Source organism: Bradyrhizobium sp. USDA 4454, assembly GCF_054822705.1.
The window spans coordinates 5,361,134-5,380,931 of record NZ_JBTRCN010000001.1 but is presented as its reverse complement, the minus strand read 5'-3'; the positions used below and the strand labels follow the sequence as shown (position 1 = coordinate 5,380,931).

At 65.7% G+C, this 19,798-nt stretch carries 15 protein-coding genes and 1 pseudogene; 9 read left to right on the top strand and 7 right to left on the bottom strand.

Annotated elements, in window-relative coordinates; all coding sequences use genetic code 11:
* Positions 1-223: 223 nt before the first annotated feature.
* On the bottom strand, positions 224-511 hold the full coding sequence (locus tag ACVIW0_RS25090; protein ID WP_461354779.1) for a hypothetical protein: 288 nt from the start codon (positions 509-511) through the stop codon (positions 224-226).
* 105 nt (positions 512-616) lie between these two features.
* On the opposite strand from ACVIW0_RS25090, the gene ACVIW0_RS25085 reads away from it, so the two are divergent.
* The 3 genes from ACVIW0_RS25085 (at position 617) to ACVIW0_RS25075 (ending at position 6,634) form a co-directional block, all read left to right on the top strand.
* Positions 617-2,008: a CoA transferase gene (locus ACVIW0_RS25085; RefSeq protein ID WP_461354778.1), complete on the top strand. Its 1,392-nt coding sequence runs from the start codon at positions 617-619 to the stop codon at positions 2,006-2,008.
* A gap of 150 nt (positions 2,009-2,158) precedes the next feature.
* Complete coding sequence (locus ACVIW0_RS25080; protein ID WP_461354777.1) at positions 2,159-3,409, top strand: efflux RND transporter periplasmic adaptor subunit; 1,251 nt, start codon at positions 2,159-2,161, stop codon at positions 3,407-3,409.
* Between the two features lie 90 nt (positions 3,410-3,499).
* Positions 3,500-6,634 carry an efflux RND transporter permease subunit gene (locus tag ACVIW0_RS25075; protein WP_461354776.1) on the top strand — a complete coding sequence of 1,045 codons (3,135 nt, stop codon included), beginning with the start codon at positions 3,500-3,502 and terminating at the stop codon, positions 6,632-6,634.
* Here the strand turns inward: ACVIW0_RS25075 and ACVIW0_RS25070 are convergent.
* Both ACVIW0_RS25070 and ACVIW0_RS25065 read right to left on the bottom strand, forming a co-directional pair.
* Positions 6,627-7,595 carry an amidohydrolase family protein gene (locus ACVIW0_RS25070; RefSeq protein ID WP_461354775.1) on the bottom strand — a complete coding sequence of 323 codons (969 nt, stop codon included), beginning with the start codon at positions 7,593-7,595 and terminating at the stop codon, positions 6,627-6,629. The two genes, ACVIW0_RS25075 and ACVIW0_RS25070, sit on opposite strands and share 8 nt — an antisense overlap.
* Positions 7,596-7,733: 138 nt before the next feature.
* Positions 7,734-9,153: pseudogene (locus tag ACVIW0_RS25065) on the bottom strand (TolC family outer membrane protein).
* A 240-nt stretch (positions 9,154-9,393) separates the two neighbouring features.
* On the opposite strand from ACVIW0_RS25065, the gene ACVIW0_RS25060 reads away from it, so the two are divergent.
* Positions 9,394-11,256 carry an acetyl-CoA hydrolase/transferase C-terminal domain-containing protein gene (locus ACVIW0_RS25060; protein ID WP_461354774.1) on the top strand — a complete coding sequence of 621 codons (1,863 nt, stop codon included), beginning with the start codon at positions 9,394-9,396 and terminating at the stop codon, positions 11,254-11,256.
* Here the strand turns inward: ACVIW0_RS25060 and ACVIW0_RS25055 are convergent.
* Together ACVIW0_RS25055 and ACVIW0_RS25050 are read right to left on the bottom strand one after the other, a co-directional pair.
* Positions 11,253-12,032, bottom strand: coding sequence for an enoyl-CoA hydratase (locus ACVIW0_RS25055; RefSeq protein ID WP_137476460.1), 780 nt, complete (start codon positions 12,030-12,032; stop codon positions 11,253-11,255). The genes ACVIW0_RS25060 and ACVIW0_RS25055 overlap by 4 nt on opposite strands.
* A 118-nt stretch (positions 12,033-12,150) precedes the next feature.
* A complete protein-coding gene (locus ACVIW0_RS25050; protein WP_461354773.1) occupies positions 12,151-12,810 on the bottom strand; it encodes a hypothetical protein in 660 nt (219 codons plus the stop codon).
* 325 nt (positions 12,811-13,135) lie between these two features.
* Here ACVIW0_RS25050 and ACVIW0_RS25045 point away from each other — a divergent pair, with 325 nt between their 5' ends.
* Positions 13,136-13,681: a sigma-70 family RNA polymerase sigma factor gene (locus ACVIW0_RS25045; protein WP_461354772.1), complete on the top strand. Its 546-nt coding sequence runs from the start codon at positions 13,136-13,138 to the stop codon at positions 13,679-13,681.
* 2 nt (positions 13,682-13,683) lie between these two features.
* Positions 13,684-14,322 carry an NrsF family protein gene (locus tag ACVIW0_RS25040; protein ID WP_461354771.1) on the top strand — a complete coding sequence of 213 codons (639 nt, stop codon included), beginning with the start codon at positions 13,684-13,686 and terminating at the stop codon, positions 14,320-14,322.
* Between the two features lie 121 nt (positions 14,323-14,443).
* On the opposite strand, the gene ACVIW0_RS25035 is transcribed toward ACVIW0_RS25040, so the two are convergent.
* Complete coding sequence (locus ACVIW0_RS25035; protein ID WP_461354770.1) at positions 14,444-15,574, bottom strand: DUF2336 domain-containing protein; 1,131 nt, start codon at positions 15,572-15,574, stop codon at positions 14,444-14,446.
* Positions 15,575-15,636: 62 nt separating this feature from the next.
* Complete coding sequence (locus tag ACVIW0_RS25030) at positions 15,637-16,785, bottom strand: GGDEF domain-containing protein (protein ID WP_461354769.1); 1,149 nt, start codon at positions 16,783-16,785, stop codon at positions 15,637-15,639.
* A 414-nt stretch (positions 16,786-17,199) separates the two neighbouring features.
* Between ACVIW0_RS25030 and ACVIW0_RS25025 the strand changes: the two genes are divergently transcribed.
* The 3 genes from ACVIW0_RS25025 (at position 17,200) to ACVIW0_RS25015 (ending at position 19,757) form a co-directional block, all read left to right on the top strand.
* Complete coding sequence (locus tag ACVIW0_RS25025) at positions 17,200-17,769, top strand: sigma-70 family RNA polymerase sigma factor (protein ID WP_456755824.1); 570 nt, start codon at positions 17,200-17,202, stop codon at positions 17,767-17,769.
* Positions 17,769-18,506 carry a hypothetical protein gene (locus tag ACVIW0_RS25020; protein WP_461357417.1) on the top strand — a complete coding sequence of 246 codons (738 nt, stop codon included), beginning with the start codon at positions 17,769-17,771 and terminating at the stop codon, positions 18,504-18,506. The genes ACVIW0_RS25025 and ACVIW0_RS25020 overlap by 1 nt, the downstream gene beginning before the upstream one ends.
* 756 nt (positions 18,507-19,262) lie before the next feature.
* Positions 19,263-19,757: a TIGR03809 family protein gene (locus ACVIW0_RS25015; RefSeq protein WP_461354768.1), complete on the top strand. Its 495-nt coding sequence runs from the start codon at positions 19,263-19,265 to the stop codon at positions 19,755-19,757.
* The last annotated feature ends 41 nt before the right edge of the window (positions 19,758-19,798 follow it).

Below are 19,798 nucleotides of genomic sequence, written 5' to 3'. Positions count from 1 at the left end.
CCTGTGGTCCTACCCCCGTGCTTACTACCCATTGCACGGGGCCCATGGGTGCGATCGGCACCCGGCTTTCCCTGCGCCCTCTGCTAAGCGAGAGGGCGGAACGAACAGCAAAGCTCGGACAGATCATGTCGCGAGAATGCTGACACGTAGCTTACGCGGAGCTTACGCGAAGCTTACAAGACGCCTGCTTTCGCAGGCGGATCAATCCATTCGCAGCTGCACACTATTCCACCGCGGCGCCCACCGGCGGTCCGCCCGGCGGGCGGTGCAGGAAGGTGATCGACGCATAGGCGCCGACCCACGAGCCGGCCGCGGCGAAGGCGACATACACCCAGTTTTCGGTGTAACTGATCACCGCATAGGACGAGAGCAGATACCAGATGCTGCTCCAGGTCGCCGCCGGCACGCGCTTGCGCGCCACGACGGCGGAGGTGAACATGACATAGACCGCGTCGGTCGCCGCGGTCGCGACGAAGACTGCGCCGGCAGTGAGGGGATCGATGGCAGCCATTGCAACTCCTGTGTGGGTCAGGCAGAGCTAAACTCACGAGAAAAATTGGGCATCGCCTTTCTGTCATCATGCTCGGGCATAGAATAATCGCAAACGGGAATGCGCATGCAGAGCATTCGTGAAATCCTTTTCGATCTCTGGACCGGCGCCGGTGGCGCACCGGCCGCGCTCGATGCGGTCACACTCACCGGCAGCGAGCCGCAACTGCCGTCGTCGTTTCGGGTCGCCGCCGCCGCGCAGGCGCCGATCGCAGCCGCCGGCCTTGCCGCGGCCGAGATCTGGAAAGCCCGCAGCGGCGAGGGGCAGGAGGTCGCGGTCGACATCCGCCATGCCGTCGTCGAATGCCGCAGCGAGCGCTATCTGCGCGTCGACGGCAAGCCGCCGCCGGCGGTCTGGGACAAGATCGCCGGCGTCTACCGCGTCAGCGACAACCGCTTCGTCCGCCTCCACACCAATTTCCCGCATCACCGCGATGCCGTCTGCAAGGTGCTCGGCTGCAATGCCGAGCGCGACGAGGTTCAGGCCGCGCTGCTGCAACGGGACGGCGAGGCGTTCGAGACCGCGGCCTATGCCGAAGGCGGCGTCGTCGCCCTGATGCGCTCACATGACGAATGGTCGGCGACCCCGCATGCCAGGGAGCTGGCGAAACTGCCGCTGATCTCGATCGAGAAGATCGGCGAGGCTGCGCCCAAGCCCTGGCCTGCCGGCGACCGGCCGCTGGCCGGCATCCGGGTGCTCGACCTGTCGCGCGTGATCGCAGGTCCCGTCGCGGGCCGCACGCTCGCGGCGCATGGCGCCGACGTGCTGCTGGTCTCCGGCCCCGACCTGCCGGCGATCCCGTGGCTGACCATCGACACCGGCCGCGGCAAGCTGACGAGCCTCATCGAACTGAAGAGCGAGCAGGGACGGGCGGTGATGCGCGGCCTGGTGGCGCAGGCCGATATCCTCTCGCAGGGCTATCGCCCGCAGGCGATTGCACGGCTCGGCTTCGCGCCGGAGGACGCCGCGCGGATCAATCCCGGGATCGTCTATGTGACGCTGTCGGCCTATGGCCATGCCGGACCATGGGCGGAGCGCCGCGGCTTCGATTCGCTGGTGCAGACCACGACCGGCTTCAACCATGCCGAGGGGCAGGCGGCCGGCGTCGACGGACCGAAGGAATTGCCGGCCCAGATGCTCGACCATGCCACCGGATATTTCATGGCGTTCGGCGCCATGATGGCCAAGGCGCGCCAGGCCCGCGAGGGCGGCAGCTGGCACGTCCGGGTGTCGCTGGCGCAGACCGGGCGCTGGCTGTGGAATCTCGGCCGTCTCGAAACCGGCCTTGCCACCGAGGACCTCAAGGCGGATGCGGTGCGGCCGTTCATCGAGCAGCTGCCGTCCGGTTTCGGCACGTTGAGCTCGGTCCGGCACGCGGCGATCCTGTCGCGGACCCCGGCGCATTGGTCCCGTCCGTCCATGCCGCTCGGCAGCCATCCCCCGGAGTTTCCCGGATGAGATATTCAGCTGCCGTTCATGCCGACGAAACTTTAACCTCAAGCGCAGCCAAACCACGTTTTTTAGGTTGTTTGCGACACCAATTCGGCACTATTAGCGCACCGCTGAGGCCGTCTCGCCGGCAGCGGCAGCGACCGAGCCCCGGACCGCATGCTTAGAGAGCTTAGCAAACGAATGCAGACCCTTAGCCGACCGCGGCTGGTGACGGTGGTGGTGGTGGCGGCGCTGGCCGGTGCCGCCGTGTACGGCTATATGCGTCTCAGCGCGGCCAAGCCGACGCCATCGTCCGAGGTGTCCAGCCAGTCCCGCAAGGGCGGATCGCGCTATACCCCGACCGCGCCCGAATGGGCCAGCCTGACCTTCCAGGCGGTGACCGAGCATACCTTCCGCTCCGAACTGGTGACCGAGGGCAAGATCGGGATCGACGAAGATCGCTCGACTCCGGTGTATTCGCCCTATACCGGGCGCGTCACCCGCCTGCTGGTGCGGCCGGGCGAGAGCGTGATCAAGGGACAGCCGCTGTTCGTGATCGAAGCCGCCGACACGGTGCAGGCGCAGAACGATTATGTCGCGGCGATGACAGGCCTCAACAAGGCGCAATCGGCGCTCGACCTCGCCACGATCCAGGAGAAGCGCGCCAAGGACCTGTCCGACGGCAAGGCGATCCCGCTGAAGGATTATCAGCAGGCGCAGGCCACGCTGGTGCAGGCGCAGAACGATGCTCGCTCGGCGCAGACCCTGCTGGAAGCCGCGCAGAACAAGCTGCACATCCTCGGCTTCGGCGACGACGCCATCACCACGCTGCAGCAGAAGGGCCGGCTCAATCCGGAGACGACGGTGTTCGCGCCGCTCGGCGGCACCATCGTGCAGCGCAAGGCCGGTCCGGGCCAGTATGTCTCGACCGGCGCCAGCGACCCGGTCTATGTGATCGGCGATCTCTCCACCGTCTGGCTGATCGCCTATGTCCGTGAGTCCGACGCCGACAATGTCGCGGTCGGGCAGGACGCCAGCTTCAGCGTGATGGCGCTGCCGGGCAAGACGCTCACGGCCCGGATCAACTACGTGGCCGCGGCGATCGATCCGACGTCGCGGCGGCTCTTGGTCCGCGCCACCATCGACAATGCCGACAACCGCCTGAAGCCGGAGATGTTCGCCAACGTGACGCTGTATTCGAAGGGCGAGCATCCGGCGGTCGGCGTGCCGAAGCAGGCGCTGATCTATGAGGGTGATCAGGTTCGCGTCTGGGTCGCGAAGCCCGACGACAAGTCGATCGAGCTGCGTCAGATCAAGCCCGGCCTTATCAACGGCGATCTCGTCGAGGTCGCCGGCAACCTCAAGCCGGGCGAGCAGATCGTGACGAAGGGAAGCCTCTTCATCGACCGCGCCGCGTCCGGAACCTAACGACGCATGATCCGGAAAACGGGGACCCGGCTTTTCCGGATCGACCATGCCCAGCAAGAAAAATCCTCACCGTTGAAAGCTCCGATCTGAATGGATCGCCTTGTCGCAATCGCCGTCAATCGCCGCTACTTGATGGTGGCCTTGTTCGCCATCGTCTTCATCGGCGGTCTGCTCGCGTTCCAGCAGCTCAACATCGAGGCCTATCCCGACCCGACCCCGCCGATGGTCGACATCGTGACCCAGAGTCCGGGCCTCTCGGCCGAGGAGATCGAGCGCTACATCACGATCCCGATCGAGACCCAGGTCGCCGGTATCAAGAACCTGAAGACCATCCGCACCATCTCGCTGTACGGCCTTTCCGACGTCAAACTGCAGTTCTCCTTCGACTACACCTATGACGAGGCGCTGCAGCAGGTGCTGAACCGGCTGTCGCAGCTCGTACCACTGCCGGGCAACGTGCAGCCCGGCATCTCGCCGACCAGCCCGATCGGCGAGATCTTCCGCTACCGGCTGAAGGGGCCGCCGAACTACAGCGTGCTCGACCTCAAGACGCTGCAGGACTGGGTGCTGCAGCGCCGCTTCCGGGCGGTACCCGGCGTGATCGACGTCACCGGCTGGGGCGGCAAGACCAAGACCTACGAGATCCAGGTCGACTTCAACAAGCTGGTCGCCAACGGCCTGACGCTGCCGCAGGTGCTGCAGGCGGTCTCCAACGCCAACATCAATGTCGGCGGCAACACCGTGAACATCGGCTCGCAGTCGGCGGTGGTGCGCGGCGTCGGCCTGATCCGCTCGATCGACGATCTCGCCAACACCATGATCGCGCAGTCCGGCGGCAATCCGGTGCTGGTCAAGGACGTCGGCGCGGTCACGATCGGCGAGAAGCCGCGGCTCGGCATCGCCGGCATCGACGGTGACGACGACATCGTGCAGGGCATCGTGCTGATGCGCCGCGGCGAGCAATCTTCGCCGACGATTTCCCGCGTCGAGCAGCTGGTCAACCAGATCAACAATTCGACCATCCTGCCACCCGGCGTCAAGATCGAGCGCATCTACGACCGCAAGGACCTGATCGAGCTCACCACCCACACTGTGCTGCACAACATGGTGGTCGGCATCCTCTTGATCGTGCTGCTGCAGTGGATCTTCCTCGGCGATCTCCGCAGCGCGCTGATCGTCGGCGCGACGATCCCGTTCGCGCTGTTCTTTGCCGTGATCATCCTGGTGCTGCGCGGCGAATCCGCCAACCTGCTGTCGGTCGGCGCGATCGATTTCGGCCTGATCGTCGATGCCACCGTGATCATGGTGGAAGCGGTCTTCCGCAGGCTGTCGCAGACCACGGCGCTGTCGGAGATCGAGCGGGCGCACATCTCCGAGGATACGGTGATGGGGATGAAGAGCCATGCGATCCTGTCGGCCGCCGCCGACGTCTCGCGCTCGATCTTCTTCGCCGCAACCATCATCGTCGCCGCGTTCCTGCCGCTGTTCACGCTGGGCGGCGTCGAGGGCAACATCTTCGGGCCGATGGCGCGGACCTATGCCTATGCGTTGGCGGGCGGCCTGCTGGCGACCTTCACGATCACGCCGGCGCTGAGCGCGATCATCCTGCCGGCGCATATCCATGAGACCGAGACCTGGATCGTCAAGAAGCTCGACGCGATCTACCTGCCAGTGCTGAACTGGGCGATCGCCAACCGCAAGATCGTGATGGCCGGCGCCGCCGGCCTCGTGGTCACGACCATCATCTTCGTGCGCTTCCTCGGCCTCGAATTCCTGCCCAAGCTGGAAGAGGGCAATCTGTGGATCCGCGCCACGCTGCCGCCGACGATCTCGCTGCAGGAGGGCAACGCCTATGTCAACGAGATGCGCAAGTTGATCCGCAGCCGCCCCGAGGTGGTGTCGGTGGTGTCGCAGCACGGCCGTCCCGACGACGGCACCGACGCGGCCGGATTCTTCAACGCCGAGTTCTTCGCGCCGCTGAAGCCGGCCAGCGAATGGCCGAACACGCGCGACAAGGACGAACTCACCGCGCAATTGCTCGGGCAGCTGCAGGACAAGTTCCCCGGCGTCGAGTTCAACTTCTCGCAATATCTGCAGGACAACGTCTCGGAGGCGGTGTCGGGCGTGAAGGGCGAGAACTCGATCAAGCTCTATGGCAACGATTTGCAGGCGCTGACCGACACCGCCAACAAGATCAAGTCCGTGTTGTCGACCGTGCAGGGCGTCACCGACCTCGCGGTGTTCACCTCGCTTGGCCAGCCGACCGTCCAGATTGACGTCGATCGCGCGCGGGCGGCGCGTTACGGCCTGTCCCCGGGCGACATCAACGCGACGATCAAGGTCGCCGTTGGCGGCGACAGCGCGGGCGATCTCTATGAACCCGGCAGCGACCGGCACTTCCCGATCATCGTGCGGCTCGCGCCGGACTACCGCAAGAGCGCCGAGGCGATCCAGAACCTGCGGGTCGGGGCGAACAATCCGAATGGCGGCATCACGCAGATCCCGCTGAGCGAGGTCGCCTCGATCAAGCTGGTCTCGGGCGCGGCCTACATCTATCGCGAGCAGCAGGAACGCTATCTGCCGATCAAGTTCTCGGTGCGCGACCGCGACCTCGGCAGCGCGATCCTGGAGGCGCAGCAGAAGGTCAACGAGCAGGTCCAGTTGCCGCCCGGTTCGCGTCTCGAATGGGTCGGCGAGTTCGGCAATCTGCAGGACGCGATCAAGCGGCTGTCGATCGTGGTGCCGATCAGCCTCGTGCTGATCGCGGTGCTGCTGTTCTTCAATTTCGGCTCGATGGTTGACACTATGCTGGCGATGAGCGTGATTCCGATGGCGATCTTCGGCGGCGTGCTCGGGCTCTTGATCTCCGGCATCCCGTTCAGCGTGTCGGCGGCGATCGGCTTCATCGCGCTGTTCGGCATCGCCGTGATGGACGGCATCATCATCCTGTCGCAGTTCAACCAGCTGATCGACGAAGGCTACGACCGGATGCGCGCGGTGATCCGCACCGGCGAGTTGCAGCTTCGTCCGGTGCTGATGACCTGCGTCGTCGCCGGCATCGGCCTGTTGCCCGCGGCGGTGTCCGAGGGCATCGGCTCGCAGGTGCAGAAGCCGCTCGCCATCGTCGTCGTCACCGGCATGATGCTGGCGCCGCTGGTGATCCTGATCACGCTGCCGGTGCTGATCTCCTACTTCTCGCGCCGGCCGAGGGATAGCGTCAGGTGAAGCCGTAGAGCCGTGCCGGATTGTCGACCAGGATGGTCTTGCGCACCGCGGCGTCCGGCGCCCAGACCGGAAGCTGGTTGAGGAGGCGGCCGTCGTCGATCTGATGCAGCGGCGTCACGTCGGTGGCCTTCTTGCCCGGCGGCGTCACCGAATCCGGGTGCGGCCAGTCGGTGCCCCAGACGATGCGCTCGGCATTGGCCGCGATCAGCGCCTGCGCCAGCGGCGCGGCGTCGGCATAGTCGGGCGCGAGCTTGGAGGCGCGGTAGGCGCCGGAGATCTTGACGTAGGCCTTGCCGGACTTGACCAGCGCGAGCAGGTCGTCAAACCCCGGCTGGCCGGTGCCGAGCGCGGCTTCGGCGCCGCCGAAATGGTCGAACACCACAGGCACCGGCGCCGCGGCGACCAGGTCCTTGATCGCGGAGATCATCGCGAGGCTGGTGAACAGCTGGACATGCCAGCCGCGCGCCTTCATCCGCTCGATCGCGGCCGAGAAGCGTTGCCGGCCGACATTGGGATCGTTGACGCCGCCGGTCGCGAGGTTGAGGCGGATGCCGCGGAAACCGGCCTTGTGCATGGCATCAAGATCGCCCTCGCTGGTCTTGTCATCGATCACGGCAACACCGCGCGCGGTCGGCCCGCGAGCGATCATGCCGAACAGCGTCGACGAATTGTCGGGGCCGTAGACGCTCGGGGTCACGATCACCACGCGCTCGATATGCAGCGCCTTGTGCAGCGCGCTCATCTCCTCCGGCGAGGCCGGTTCCGGGGTGTAGACGCGGCCGGCGAAGAACGGGAACTGGGCGGGATCACCATGGATGTGGGTGTGGCAGTCGCACGCACCGGCAGGCACGTCGAAATTCACCGCGGTCGATGGTTGTGCGGCCTTGGAAAATGCGTTGCTGCTGGTCATGGTCACTCCGGCTGCGATGGAAGCCAGCATCATATCGCGTCGCGTCAGCATTGGACGTCTCCCTGCGTGCTCGGCTGTTATGCGCGCACTCCGCGCACCGGCGTTGTTGATGGCCGGCGGGGCGGGAGGTTATCGGCGGAGAGAGCGGGCGGGAAGGGTCCGTTCGCTGCGCGAACGGTTCCACAAAACCTATTGTCCGGACGGCGTGCGCAGGCCGTGCCAGGCGTCGCGGACCTGGTGGTAATGCACCTCGGGCAGATAGTCCGGCGTCTTGAGATTGAGCGTCTTGACGTCGAGGCGGCCGACCGCGCTGAGCAGTGTGTAGGAAGCGACCACGCGGTCGCGCTGCGCTCCGATCAACCGCGCCCGCGCCGTGATCAAATCCTGCTGGGCGTTGAGCACGTCGACCGTGGTGCGCTGGCCGCCGGCGGCTTCCTTCTGCACGCCGGCGAGCGCAACCTCGGCGGCCTTCACCTCCGACTCGGAGGCCGACACCGCGATCTTGGCGCCCTCATTGGCGACCCAGGCGCTGACCACGGCGGTCTTGGCCTGATTGCGCACCTGATCCAGCACCAGCCGGCTCTGCGCCGCCACTTCCTTGGCCTGCCGGGTCTGCGATGCCGCGGTGCCGCCGTCGTAGATCGGCTGGGTGATCTGACCGATCACCGACGCCTGATCGGTGCCGAAGGTGCCGAGCGTGGGGTCGGTATCACGGGCGCGGCTGACGCTGCCCTGGACCGAGACGTTCGGCATCAGACTGCTCTCGGCGACGCGGATCGAGGTCGAGGCGACGTCGACGTCGAAACCGGCCGCGGTCACGGCGGGGTGCTCGCGGAGCGACAATGCGATCGCGTCCTCGCGGCTGCGCGGCAGCAGCCGGTCGGTGGTCTCGGCGGGCCGCAATTGCGACGGCGGGTTGCCGATCACCTGCGCATACGTGGCCTGGCTGATCGCGAGGTTGACCTCGGCGGCGTTGAGATCGGCGAGGCCGCGGTTGAGCCGGGCTTCGGCCTGGGCGGTGTCGGTCGGCGTGACGTCGCCGGCATTGAGGCGGCGCTGCGTGATCGCCTGGGTCTCCTTCAGGAAGGCGACGTTGGAGCGCTGCGCCTCGACCAGGGTCTGGTTGGCCAGCACGTTGGTATAGGCGGTGACGGCGTCGAGCAGCACGCCCTGGCCGACATTGCGCAGCGCCTCGCGGCCGGATTGCACCTGCAACTCGGCGACGCGGACGCTGTTGGCGGTCTTGAAGCCGTTGAACAGGGTCTGGGTCACCGTGACGCCGATCTGCCAGGGCTTCAGCGTCGCGGTCTGGATGACGTTGCCGGGCAGCTGGTCGCGCACCGCCTGCAGGCCGACCGAGAGACCGGCGGTGATCTGGGGGCGGTAGCCGGCCAGCGCCTGCGGCACATTCTCGTCGGTGGCGCGTTGTGCGCGCCCGTTCGGCATTGAGCTGCGGATTGGTCTGATAGGCCTTGACCAGGGCTTCGGGCAGGCTCTCGGCGCGGGCGGCAGGACAGCTCAGCAGCGCGCACGCCAAGGCGCCAAGGCCGATGCCCGACAAAAGCACGCGCCTCGCTACCTCGCCGATATCAGCGGCACGCTCAACCATGTGGTCCCGCACACTAAAGCCCCGACAGTCCGCCTCCGCCGACGCCGTCGACACATCTACCTGTTTACGGGGCGGCGCCGCCACAGGCAAACCGCGCCCCGACATCTGCACATCTTTCGGTTCTTGTCTGTTGCCGGTTCGTCACAGGCGAACGCAACTGTCATATGAAGTATAAGTTCGAACCGCCGGCCGTCGATTCAGCGGCGCCGGTTATCCACTGCCTGCCCGGGTTCATTGCAGATGCCCAAGTTTTTCTCTGACCCCGAGGCGATCGCGGAGCACATCGTTCGTGACGTCGGAACCGAGCTGGTGGTCGGGCTGCCGCTCGGCCTCGGCAAGGCCAACCACGTCATCAATGCGCTGTATGCGCGGGCGGTCGCCGACCGCTCGATCAATCTGACGCTGTTCTCGGCTTTGACGCTGGAAAAGCCGAAGCCGAACAGCCTGCTCGAACAACGCTTCATCGGCCCGGTGATCGATCGCCTGTTCGGCGGATATCCGGATCTCGCCTATGCGGATGGACTGCGTCACGGCGCGCTTCCGCCCAACGTCAAGGTGATCGAATTCTTCTTCCTCGCGGGACAGTGGCTGTATCGGCCCTTCGCGCAGCAGAACTACATCTCCGCCAATTACACCCATGCGGCGTCCTACCTGCTGTCGCGCGGATTGAACGTCGTTCCCCAACTGGTCGCCAAGCGCATGGTCGACGGCGTGCCGCGCTACAGTTTGAGCTGCAACACCGACACGACGCTCGACGTGCTGGACGCCCGCGCGCAGGGCAAGGCGTCGTTCAAGCTGATCGGCCAGGTCAATTCCGAGCTGCCGTTCATGCCCGGGCCCGGCGACTTGCCCGCGGATGAATTCGCCGCGGTGCTCGACAGCCCGGACACCGACTTCCCGCTGTTCGCGCCGCCATCGGAGCCGATCAGCGATACCAAATATGCGATCGGATTGCATGCGGCCGGACTGGTTCGCGACGGTGGCACGCTGCAGATCGGCATCGGGCAGGTCGGCGATGCGCTGGCGCAGGGGCTCGTGCTCCGCCATCGCGACAACGCCCACTTCCACGGCATCATGCAGCGCCTTGCGCCCGGCACCGAGCAGCTCGCGGCAGCCGAGACCGGGCCATTCGAGAAGGGCCTCTACGGCGTCAGCGAGATGCTGTTCGAGGCGTTCATCGGGCTGATCGATGCCGGCATCCTCAAGCGCGATGTCGACGGCGTGATCCTGCACGGCGCATTCTTCCTCGGACCGAAATCCTTTTACCGCGCGCTGCGTGAGATGCCGGGCGAGCAACTGGCGCGTATCCAGATGATGCCGGTGTCCTTCACCAACGAGATCTTCGGCGAGGAGACGGGCAAGCGCCGCGCCCGCCTCGATGCGCGCTTCGTCAACAACGCGATGATGGCTACGCTGCTCGGGGCTGCGGTCTCTGACGGGCTCGAGAATGGCCAGGTCGTGAGCGGCGTCGGCGGCCAGTACAATTTCGTCGCGCAGGCCTTCGCGCTGGAGGGCGCGCGCTCGGTGCTGGCACTTGAGGCGACCCATCAGTCCGGCAGGCAGGTGCAGTCGAATATCCGGTGGTCCTACGGCCACCAGACCATTCCGCGACACCTGCGCGACATCTTCGTCACGGAATATGGCGTTGCGGATACGCGCGGGAAATCCGACGCGGACGTGATCGCCGCGATGCTGCAGGTATCGGACTCGCGCTTCCAGGGTGAGCTGATGCGGCAGGCCAAGGACGCCGGCAAGCTGCCGCGCAACCACGAGATCGCAGCGGCCCATCGCGAAAATTTTCCCGAGCGCATCGGCGCTGCGCTGAAGCCCGCGCGCACCGCCGGGCTCCTGCCGTCATTTCCGTTCGGCAGCGACTTCACCGAAGTCGAGCAGCGGCTGATTCCAGCCTTGCAGCTCTTGCAGCAGGCGCAGCGCGCCCCGCTGCGGCTCGCCGGCCTGCTGTGGCAGGGCATGCACCATCCGCCCGACGCCGCCGACCGCGAATGCCTGGCGCGGCTCGGCCTCGACAAGCCGACGCATGTTGCCGAGCGCGCCTATCGCGCGCTCGTCACCGCCGCACTACAAGGAAGCCGGGGAGATTAGCGGTTCTTGTTGACCGGCTTGCGCTTCTCGATGAAGGCCGCCATGCCCTCGGAGCGGTCCTCGAGCGCGAAGGTCGAGTGGAACAAATTGCGCTCGACATTCATGCCTTCCGCGAGCGGCGTCTCGAACGCGCGGTTGACGGCTTCCTTGGCCATCGCAACCGCCGGACGCGACATCGAGGCGATCTTCTCGGCCGCGGCGAGCGCCTCTTCCATCAGCTTGTCGGCCGGAACGATCCGCGACACCAGGCCGGAGCGCTCGGCTTCCGCCGCGTCCATCATCCGCCCGGTGAGGCAGAGGTCCATCGCCTTCGACTTGCCGATCGCGCGGGTCAGCCGCTGGGTGCCGCCGATGCCGGGAATGGTGCCGAGGGTGATTTCCGGCTGGCCGAACTTGGCGGTGTCGGCGGCGATGATGATGTCGCACATCATCGCGAGTTCGCAACCGCCGCCGAGCGCATAGCCCGCGACCGCCGCAATGGTCGGCTTGCGGCAACGCGCGACGCGGTCGCCGCCGATCGCGGTGAAGTCGCTGTTGAACATGTCGATGAAGCCCTTCGGCTGCATCTCCTTGATGTCGGCGCCGGCGGCGAAGGCCTTCTCGCTGCCGGTGATCAGGATGCAGCCGATCTTGTCGTCGGCCTCGAGATCGTCGACCGCCGCGGCGATCTCGCGGAACACGCCGAATGACAGCGCATTCAGCATTTTCGGCCGGTTCAGCGTGATGACGCCGACCGGTCCCTTGCTCTCGACGATGATGAATTCGAACGTAGCCATGGCGCAAACCCCGTGCCTGATTTGGCGGGCAATGTGCCCGCTGGCGGGATGCGCTTCAAGTGGCTGCAACGAGGCTTTGGGCCGCGCCCGCGGCGCTTCTGCGCCGCAGGACCCTCGGCTAGGCCATGAACATCCGTGCGGCGGAGGCCACCGTGAGCAGGGCGCCGAAGCCGATGAAGATCTTCCCGATCAGCGAGGTCTGGTCCAGGCTCGCGCTGTCGCTGCTCGCCAGAACGGGGGCCGGCTTGGGGGCGGCCGTGGCGGCAGGCGGGGGCTGCGGCGCAGGCGCTTCCTGTTGCGCGGTCTGCGGTTGAGCCGGTTGCGGCTGTTCCGCCGGCTGCCCCTGCTGCAGGGCCCGGTCAACATCGTTGAGCTGGTCGGACGCGACCACGTTGCTATCGGGTTGCGTGTCGGAGGCAGCCATCATGGGATTGACGCTGGCGGGCGGGGGGCTCGCATTGCCGTCGCCGGAGGTCAGCTCCGCATTGGCATTGGCGATCGTGGCGGGCATGCCCGCCGAGGTCACGCTGCCGGCATCGCTCGTGGCCTTCTTGCCCTCGGATTTATCAGCGGTCTTCGAAGACTGCTGACGCGCATGGCGCCGGCCATGCCGCGAACTCTGTTGCGCGGACGTGTCGGTGGTTGCGTTGTCGGATTTTGATGCAGACGCGTCCGAACCGGCCGCAGATGCCGGCAACGGAGCTGCGAGACACACGACAAGCCCTGTCAGCCCTGTCGCAATCATCAAGCCCAAGCGCCCGCTGGCTTTGATCTTCATTCTGATGATCTCCCCATGATGCCCGCCCAGAGGCGAAAAGAGACCCGGCTGCGTGTCCACACCGGGGCAGAAAGAGGGAATCTTCGGGCCTGAGGGGGCAAAAGCTGGGCAATTTCGTCCCACCGGCTCGTCGGCGGCGACAGCCCGGTGCTTGTCGGACCGATCGGTGTTATGAGCCGTTCCGTCTGAAAACCCCCGAGAGCGATTCTTTGCGGCTGATGCTCGGCGCGGCCTGGCCGGAGGATCGCGATCACGAATTCGTGATGTTGTTGGTTTGCCGCGTAACGAACTGAAAGATCGGCCGAATTGCAATTCAGGAGCCTGCGTGCGCGAACGTGAGGATGAATGGACCGACCTGATGCGGTCGGCCATTTCAGGCGATGACGCGGCGTATCATCGCCTGCTCAGGGCCATCACGCCGGTACTCCGTGCCGCGGCGCGACGTGGCTTGGCGCGTGCGGGTCAACCGGTCGATCAGTCCGAGGACATCGTGCAGGACATCTTGTTGGCGGTGCATTTGAAGCGACAGACCTGGGACACCAGTGCGCCGTTCGCGCCGTGGCTGTTTGCGATCGCGCGCAACAAGCTGATCGATGCGCTGCGCCGCCGCGGCCGGCGCATCTTCGTCAACATCGATGATTTTGCCGAGACGCTACCGGGGGAGGCGCCGGAGCCGACGGCCTCGCCCAGCGAGGTCACCGCGCAGCTGCAGGCGCTGCCGGCGCGGCAGCGCGATGTCCTGCAATCGATTGCGGTCGACAGCGCCTCGATCAAGGATACCGCGGCGAAATTCTCGATGACCGAGGGCGCGGTGCGGGTCGCGCTGCATCGCGGGCTTGCGAGCCTCACCGCGAAATTACGGGACCGATGAGCATGGATACCGATCAACTCATTCGAACCCTTGCCGCCGACAATGCCTATCGCGCGCGTCCGATCGGTCTGGCGCTGATGCTGGCGCTGCTGGCGGCGGCGCCGGTCTCGCTCCTGATCTTCTTCGCCGAGCTCGGCGTGCGGCCGGACGTGATGAGCGCGATGCACAATCCGTTCTTCGACCTGAAATTCGCAGTGACCCTAGCGCTCGCTGCCTCGGCGACCGCGGTCAGCCTGCATCTGTCGCGGCCGGAAGCCTCGCTGCGCGGTTTCGGCTGGTGGCTGCTGATTCCGGCCGGCATCCTCGTTGCCGCCATCAGCGGCGAGATGATGATGCCGCAACGGACGCCGATGATGACGCGCCTGATCGGCAAGAACTCGATGGCGTGCATGACCGCGATCCCCGCGATGTCGCTGCCGCTCTTGGTCGGTGCGCTGTACGGGCTGCGGCAGGGCGCGCCGGCACGGCCGGCGGTCGCAGGCGCGGTGGCCGGCCTGCTGTCGGCGGGGCTTGCGGCAACCGTCTATGCCTCGCACTGCACCGATGACTCGCCGCTGTTCGTCGCCACCTGGTACACGCTGGCGACGGCGATCGTCGCGAGTGTCGGCGCATGGATGGGAAATCGGGCGTTACGCTATTAGCGATCGTAGCCCGGATGGAGCCAACGGGTCGCGCGAACGCGCGCCCGATGACAGGCTCCGCGAAATTCGGGTCTTTATCCGCGGAAGGACTGGTCCCGGATTGCGCTGCGCTCCATCCGGGCTACCGCAGATGAGATTGGGATAACTCAGCCACAGGCGCGGACTGCTGCATGCGATGGAAGCGCAGCACCTGCTGCGCGGTCGATGGCCGCAGCCGCTCATAGGTGTCCTTGCAGGCCTGCAAATCGGTCGGCTCGGTGCCCGAGATCTCGTCGCGCAGGTTGATGATCGATCGCACCGTCGACCATGACAGGCCAGAGACCTTGGCCAGGATCATCACGCCCTCGGCGCGGGTTTCGATCATCATGTTCTCTGCAATGCTGACCGAGACGTTGGCGAGCGCAGCGAGCGAGGCGTTGGTCTCGTCGAACTTGCCGGCCTCGGCGAAAGCGGCGAGCTGGAATTCGTCGAGCCGTCCGTCCTGGTAGAGCGATTTGACCAGCGCGTGCGCGATGGTGGTGTCCGACGTCACGGCGGCCGGTGCCGAGCGCGCGCGTCGCGTTGCCTCCTTCACCGCGATCGGAATCTCCTTGGCCTGCTGCGGATTGGCGGCCTCGAGCCGCTGCCTGACCGTGTCCGAGGCCTTGGCGACCAGCTTGAGATAGAGATGCCGCGGGATGTTCGGGCGCAGGCCGACGCAGGTCGACAGGTTCTCGTCACCCTCGGCGCGGCTGACCAGGCGGGTGAAGCCGCGCTCGGTGAATTCCGCGCCGGGATTGTTGACCGCGCTCTGGATCACCTCGTCATTGCCGCGCAGTACCAGCACATCGGTGACGGCGCCGCTCAGCGACTTGCGGTTGGAGATCGCGAGCAGATGCGCCTGGCTCTTGCTGCGCGCCATCTCGATCAGGGTGTCGTCGTCGAGCCTCGGCGACAGCGTCAGCACGGGGCCTGCGACCTCGATCAGGTCGTCGAATGCCAGCGTGCGGATGGTCTGCGGCGGCGCGGTGTCGATCGGGGCGAGGCGGTTGGCGAGCAGCGCCTTGGCCGAGCTTTCGATATGCTCGAGCAGGCATTGGAAGACGTCGTCGAACAGCACGATCTGCTCATCCGAATAATTCACCGAGCCGTTGATGAAGAGGTCGGTCACCCGGCGCAGCGTCTCGACACGGCGTGCGACGGTGCCGTGGGCGAGGGTGGTCTGCAATTCGTCGAGCAGACTTTCAGGGGCGGTCGCGGGCTTCGAACTCATGACTCTGTCCTGGAGCGGTGGCGGCGGCTTCTCCGTCGCCGTATTGGGAAAATGAAAGGGGTTCAGGCGCCGGCGATGCGGTTGCGTCCCCTGGCCTTGGCTGCGTAAAGCGCGCGATCGGCGCGGGCGAGCAATGTGTCGGAGGTTTCCTGCGGCTTCAGTGTCGTGACGCCTGCGGAGATCGTGACCCGCATGCCCGGCGAGAACGCGCTCCAGTCGAGGTCGGCGATGATCGCGCGCAGCCGCTCGAGCGCGCGCGTCGCTTGGTCCTGCGACAGGCCGGGCAGCACCAGCAGGAATTCCTCGCCGCCGTAACGGCCGAAGCGATCGATGCTGCGCAGATTGGCGAACATGCCGATGGCGAAGGTGCGCAACGCCTCGTCGCCGATCGGATGGCCGTAGACGTCGTTGATGCGCTTGAAATGGTCGAGGTCGATGAGCGCGATCGCGCAGGAGCTGCCGCTGCGGGCACAGCGCGCGATCTCGTCCTCGAGCGTGCGCATGATGCTGCGGCGGTTGGAGGTGCCGGTCAGCTCGTCGAGCTCGGCGAGTTCCTCGATGCGGCGGTAGGCCTCCTTCAGCTTCAGTCCGCTCTGATACAGCGATTGCTGCATCGTGCTCGAGAAGATGCCGAGACACATGCAGCGCCCGATCGTCAGCGCGAACACCATCATGGTGGCGAGGCGGTCGATCTTCGTGGCGGTCGGCATCCCGATCGCCTTGTCGGTTCCGAGGAATAGCGCGGCGAGGCCCAGCACCATGATGGTCCAGACCACAGCGGTCTGCCGCGCCGAGGTGCGCAGCGCGCCGAAGCCGAACACCACGAACAGGTTGCAGAGGAACAGCACGCCGACTTCCGGCGCGATGTAGGTGAACAGCAGCAGGTTCACCATGTTGACGGCCGATTGCGGCGCGACCAGATAGTGGTCGCGGAAGCGCTCGTGAAAGCCGCGCTCCGAGAGCACGACATAGACGGCGACCAGCGAGAGGCCGGTCAGGGCATACCCCGTCGCCACCGCAACGGTCGTGGTGCCGGCATGCGCGTAGATCAGCAGCACGACGGCATCGAGCACGAAACAGGCGGCAATCATCGATTGGATCTGGCGGCGCTGCCTCGCCCGGCGCGCCAGGCGCTCGCGCGTCAGCCTGGGACGGCCGCTGTCCGATGCATCCGCGATCGGGCCGGGAAGTGACGTCGCAGCGCTGCCCATGGTCTCGCCATTGCTGAAATCCGGCGAAATCTAAGCGGGAAAGCCTTTAGGTTTGGTATCTTTTGGAACCGAAACAACCCCGGTGAAACCCGGCCATGGCCCTTGTTTCGTAAGGATAATCCGGCCGGCTGGGCCGGCCGGGTGCGATCGTGGCGAGGGCTTCCGCCGCGGCCCCCTTCGCGACGGCGCTGGTATGGCTGCGAAGCCTTGCTATGGTCGCGCGCGAAGCGAGCCTGCGAGAGTTTAAAGTATTATGATACCATTCTTGGAGTCGCCGACGATTTTCCCTCATTGGAATCGCCGACTGTGTCATAGATCACACATGCGGTCCGGACATTGCCGTAATGTGAAGAATCTTGGCTCTCGCGTCGAACCACGCGCCACCCCCCTCAGACCAACTTTGCGAGACGGCCATTGAGCGCGACACAGGCGGCTTCAGACGATGTTCTGATCGCTCGGATCGCTCAAGGCGACCGGCTTGCCATGCAGGTGCTGTACGGACGGCATCATGTCAGGGTGTACCGCTTCGGGCTTCGGCTGGTGCGGGACGAACAGGTGGCGGAGGACCTCATCAGCGAGGTCTTCCTGGACGTGTGGCGTCAGGCGGGCAAATTCGAGGGACGATCCGCCGTTTCAACCTGGCTTCTGGCGATTACCCGGTTCAAGGCGTTGTCTTCGCTGCGGCGCAGGAAAGACGCCGAACTGGACGATGAGGCCGCGAACGCGATCGAGGATACGTCCGACGATCCGGAAACGGCAGTGCAGAAGAAGGACACTGGTGACACGCTGCGCAAGTGCCTGACAGGACTATCGGCGGAACATCGGGAAATTGTCGATCTTGTCTACTATCACGAGAAATCCGTGGAAGATGTCGCTGAGATCGTAGGGATTCCGGAGAATACCGTGAAGACGCGCCTGTTCTATGCGCGCAAGAAACTTGCCGAGTTGCTGAAGGCAGCCGGTGTCGAGCGAGGTTGGCCATGATGGCTGCGAGCAACAAGAAAGTGCAGGGCCAGGATCCTGACGATGTCGAGATGCTGCTGCCCTGGCACGCGGCCGGCACGTTGAACGCGCGTGACGCGCGCCGTGTCGAGGACGCGCTCGCGTCCGATCCGGAGCTCGCCCGGCAATATGCCGTCATCCGCGAGGAATATGCCGAGACCATCGGCCTCAACGAAAGCCTCGGTGCGCCGTCGGCGCGCGCCATGCAGAAGCTGTTTGCCGCGATCGATGCCGAGCCGGAGCGCAAGCCGTCGGCGGGCGCGCGCGTGTCGGCGGGGATCTCGGAGTTCTTTTCCAAATTGTCGCCGCGGACGCTGGCCTGGTCGTCCAGCGTCGGTGCGGTCGTGGTGTTGCTGCAGGCGGGCGTGATCGGGGCGGTGCTGATGCGCAGTCAGCCGGCCCCGTTCCAGACCGCCTCGCTTGATGCCGTCGAACAACGCAGCGCGCCGGCTGCGCCGAGCCCGGCCAGTGCGCCGGTCACCCGTGACCTCGGTGCCAGTGTGGCGGCGCCGCCGACGCGGCTGTTGGTGCGCTTCGCGCCCGATGCCCGGATCGCCGACATCACCGCGCTGCTGGACAATTATCAGGGCGCGATCGTCGACGGGAAAGGCGGCATGTTCCGCTTGCAGTTCCGTGCGATGGACAAGGACAGCGTCGCCGCGCTGATCGCCCGTCTGCAAAAAGAGAAGATCGTCAGCCTCGCGGTCGAAACGCCGTAGGCGACGGACGATTTCCCGGTCGAGGTTAGTTGCGGCCGGATCGGACGCGGCCATTGTCGCGGTTGCGGACAAACCGTCGCAGCCCTCGCAACGTCCTCATCGCAATAACACTTCCGTGAGCCGCGTGTTGAACGAACCCGCGTGGTCGTTCGCATCGGAGGTTTCCACTGCAAATCGCCTTGCTGCGCAGTGATTTTCGGCACGCAGCGCCTGAAACGGTACGGCGGAACCGCGCCGGGAAAAGGTTAAAAAAATCGCCGAGGATTTGAACGTCCGCCTTCCTCTCACGACTTATGTGTGTGGGAGCGGTTTATCCCTCCCCGGCTATATCAGGCGCGAGCGCCCATCCACCCCAAGCGCCCATATGGCTTTGACCCGTCCGGTTGTCCCCCCGGACGGGTCTTTGCTTTTTGGGACACCCTTGCATGACCGGCTGGCCGGCCCAGCGGATGCCCCAGGCCTTGCGCGGCGCGATCGCGAACGCCACGGCAAGGTGCGCGATGGCGGCGACGATTGCTGTGGATCATCCGGCTGCGCGGGGCGCGGACACGATGCGGATCGCAGCCATGCAAGCCGATGACCTGACGATGGTTCGCGCAAGAAACTCCGTAGTCGAGCGGACTTCTTTCGTCGCCCGTTGCCGATTAAGAATTCAGTTAGACTTTATTTACCTTTTCCACAGAATATCAGGGTCGCGTCCAGTTGATTCGGTTCCGTTGCGTCTGCGTCCGTTTCTTTCCTTACGGGCAAGTTTGAATGACACATCGGACCGACGTGGCCAGAGGCCAGGAAATCGTTGCACGCTGGTGCAACCTCGCCGAGCAAAGGCTGGAATACCTTACCGAACTGTTCGAGACCGGACGCTGGCGCCGCTATCACACCGAGCAGGCCTTTCTCGAGAACATCAGGGAAGCCCGCGCCGCGGTCGACATCTGGCGGGAATTGCTGACGCGCGAAGCCGCCCTCGATAATTCGCCGATCGACCTGGCCTGGCTCGGCCGCGGCAAATCGATCCTGCCGCCGCGCCGCTTCTCGCCGAGGCCGGAGCGCCGGTCGGACGCCGCGACACTGGCGGAGGCCGCGATGACCGCGGTTGCAGCCGCGCTGGAGACGGCGGCCGAGGTGCTGGAGGAGCCCCCCGCCGTCACTGATGCGCCGCCGCTGGAGATGCCCCCTCCGGCGGCGCGGCCGCCGGTGCTCGATCTCGACACCATCCAGCGCCGCTATCCGCTGCTGCGCAACGCGCTGTAGAGCATGATCCGGGAAAGTGTGAAGCGGTTTTCCGAAAGATC

Excerpts from the sequence above, each read along its gene's own strand:
- ACVIW0_RS25090 (WP_461354779.1), bottom strand. The coding sequence starts at position 511 with ATGGCTGCCATCGATCCCCTCACTGCCGGCGCAGTCTTCGTCGCGACC.
- ACVIW0_RS25085 (WP_461354778.1), top strand. The coding sequence starts at position 617 with ATGCAGAGCATTCGTGAAATCCTTTTCGATCTCTGGACCGGCGCCGGT.
- ACVIW0_RS25080 (WP_461354777.1), top strand. The coding sequence starts at position 2,159 with ATGCTTAGAGAGCTTAGCAAACGAATGCAGACCCTTAGCCGACCGCGG.
- ACVIW0_RS25075 (WP_461354776.1), top strand. The coding sequence starts at position 3,500 with ATGGATCGCCTTGTCGCAATCGCCGTCAATCGCCGCTACTTGATGGTG.
- ACVIW0_RS25070 (WP_461354775.1), bottom strand. The coding sequence starts at position 7,595 with ATGCTGACGCGACGCGATATGATGCTGGCTTCCATCGCAGCCGGAGTG.
- ACVIW0_RS25060 (WP_461354774.1), top strand. The coding sequence starts at position 9,394 with ATGCCCAAGTTTTTCTCTGACCCCGAGGCGATCGCGGAGCACATCGTT.
- ACVIW0_RS25055 (WP_137476460.1), bottom strand. The coding sequence starts at position 12,032 with ATGGCTACGTTCGAATTCATCATCGTCGAGAGCAAGGGACCGGTCGGC.
- ACVIW0_RS25050 (WP_461354773.1), bottom strand. The coding sequence starts at position 12,810 with ATGAAGATCAAAGCCAGCGGGCGCTTGGGCTTGATGATTGCGACAGGG.
- ACVIW0_RS25040 (WP_461354771.1), top strand. The coding sequence starts at position 13,684 with ATGGATACCGATCAACTCATTCGAACCCTTGCCGCCGACAATGCCTAT.
- ACVIW0_RS25035 (WP_461354770.1), bottom strand. The coding sequence starts at position 15,574 with ATGAGTTCGAAGCCCGCGACCGCCCCTGAAAGTCTGCTCGACGAATTG.
- ACVIW0_RS25030 (WP_461354769.1), bottom strand. The coding sequence starts at position 16,785 with ATGGGCAGCGCTGCGACGTCACTTCCCGGCCCGATCGCGGATGCATCG.
- ACVIW0_RS25020 (WP_461357417.1), top strand. The coding sequence starts at position 17,769 with ATGGCTGCGAGCAACAAGAAAGTGCAGGGCCAGGATCCTGACGATGTC.
- ACVIW0_RS25015 (WP_461354768.1), top strand. The coding sequence starts at position 19,263 with ATGACACATCGGACCGACGTGGCCAGAGGCCAGGAAATCGTTGCACGC.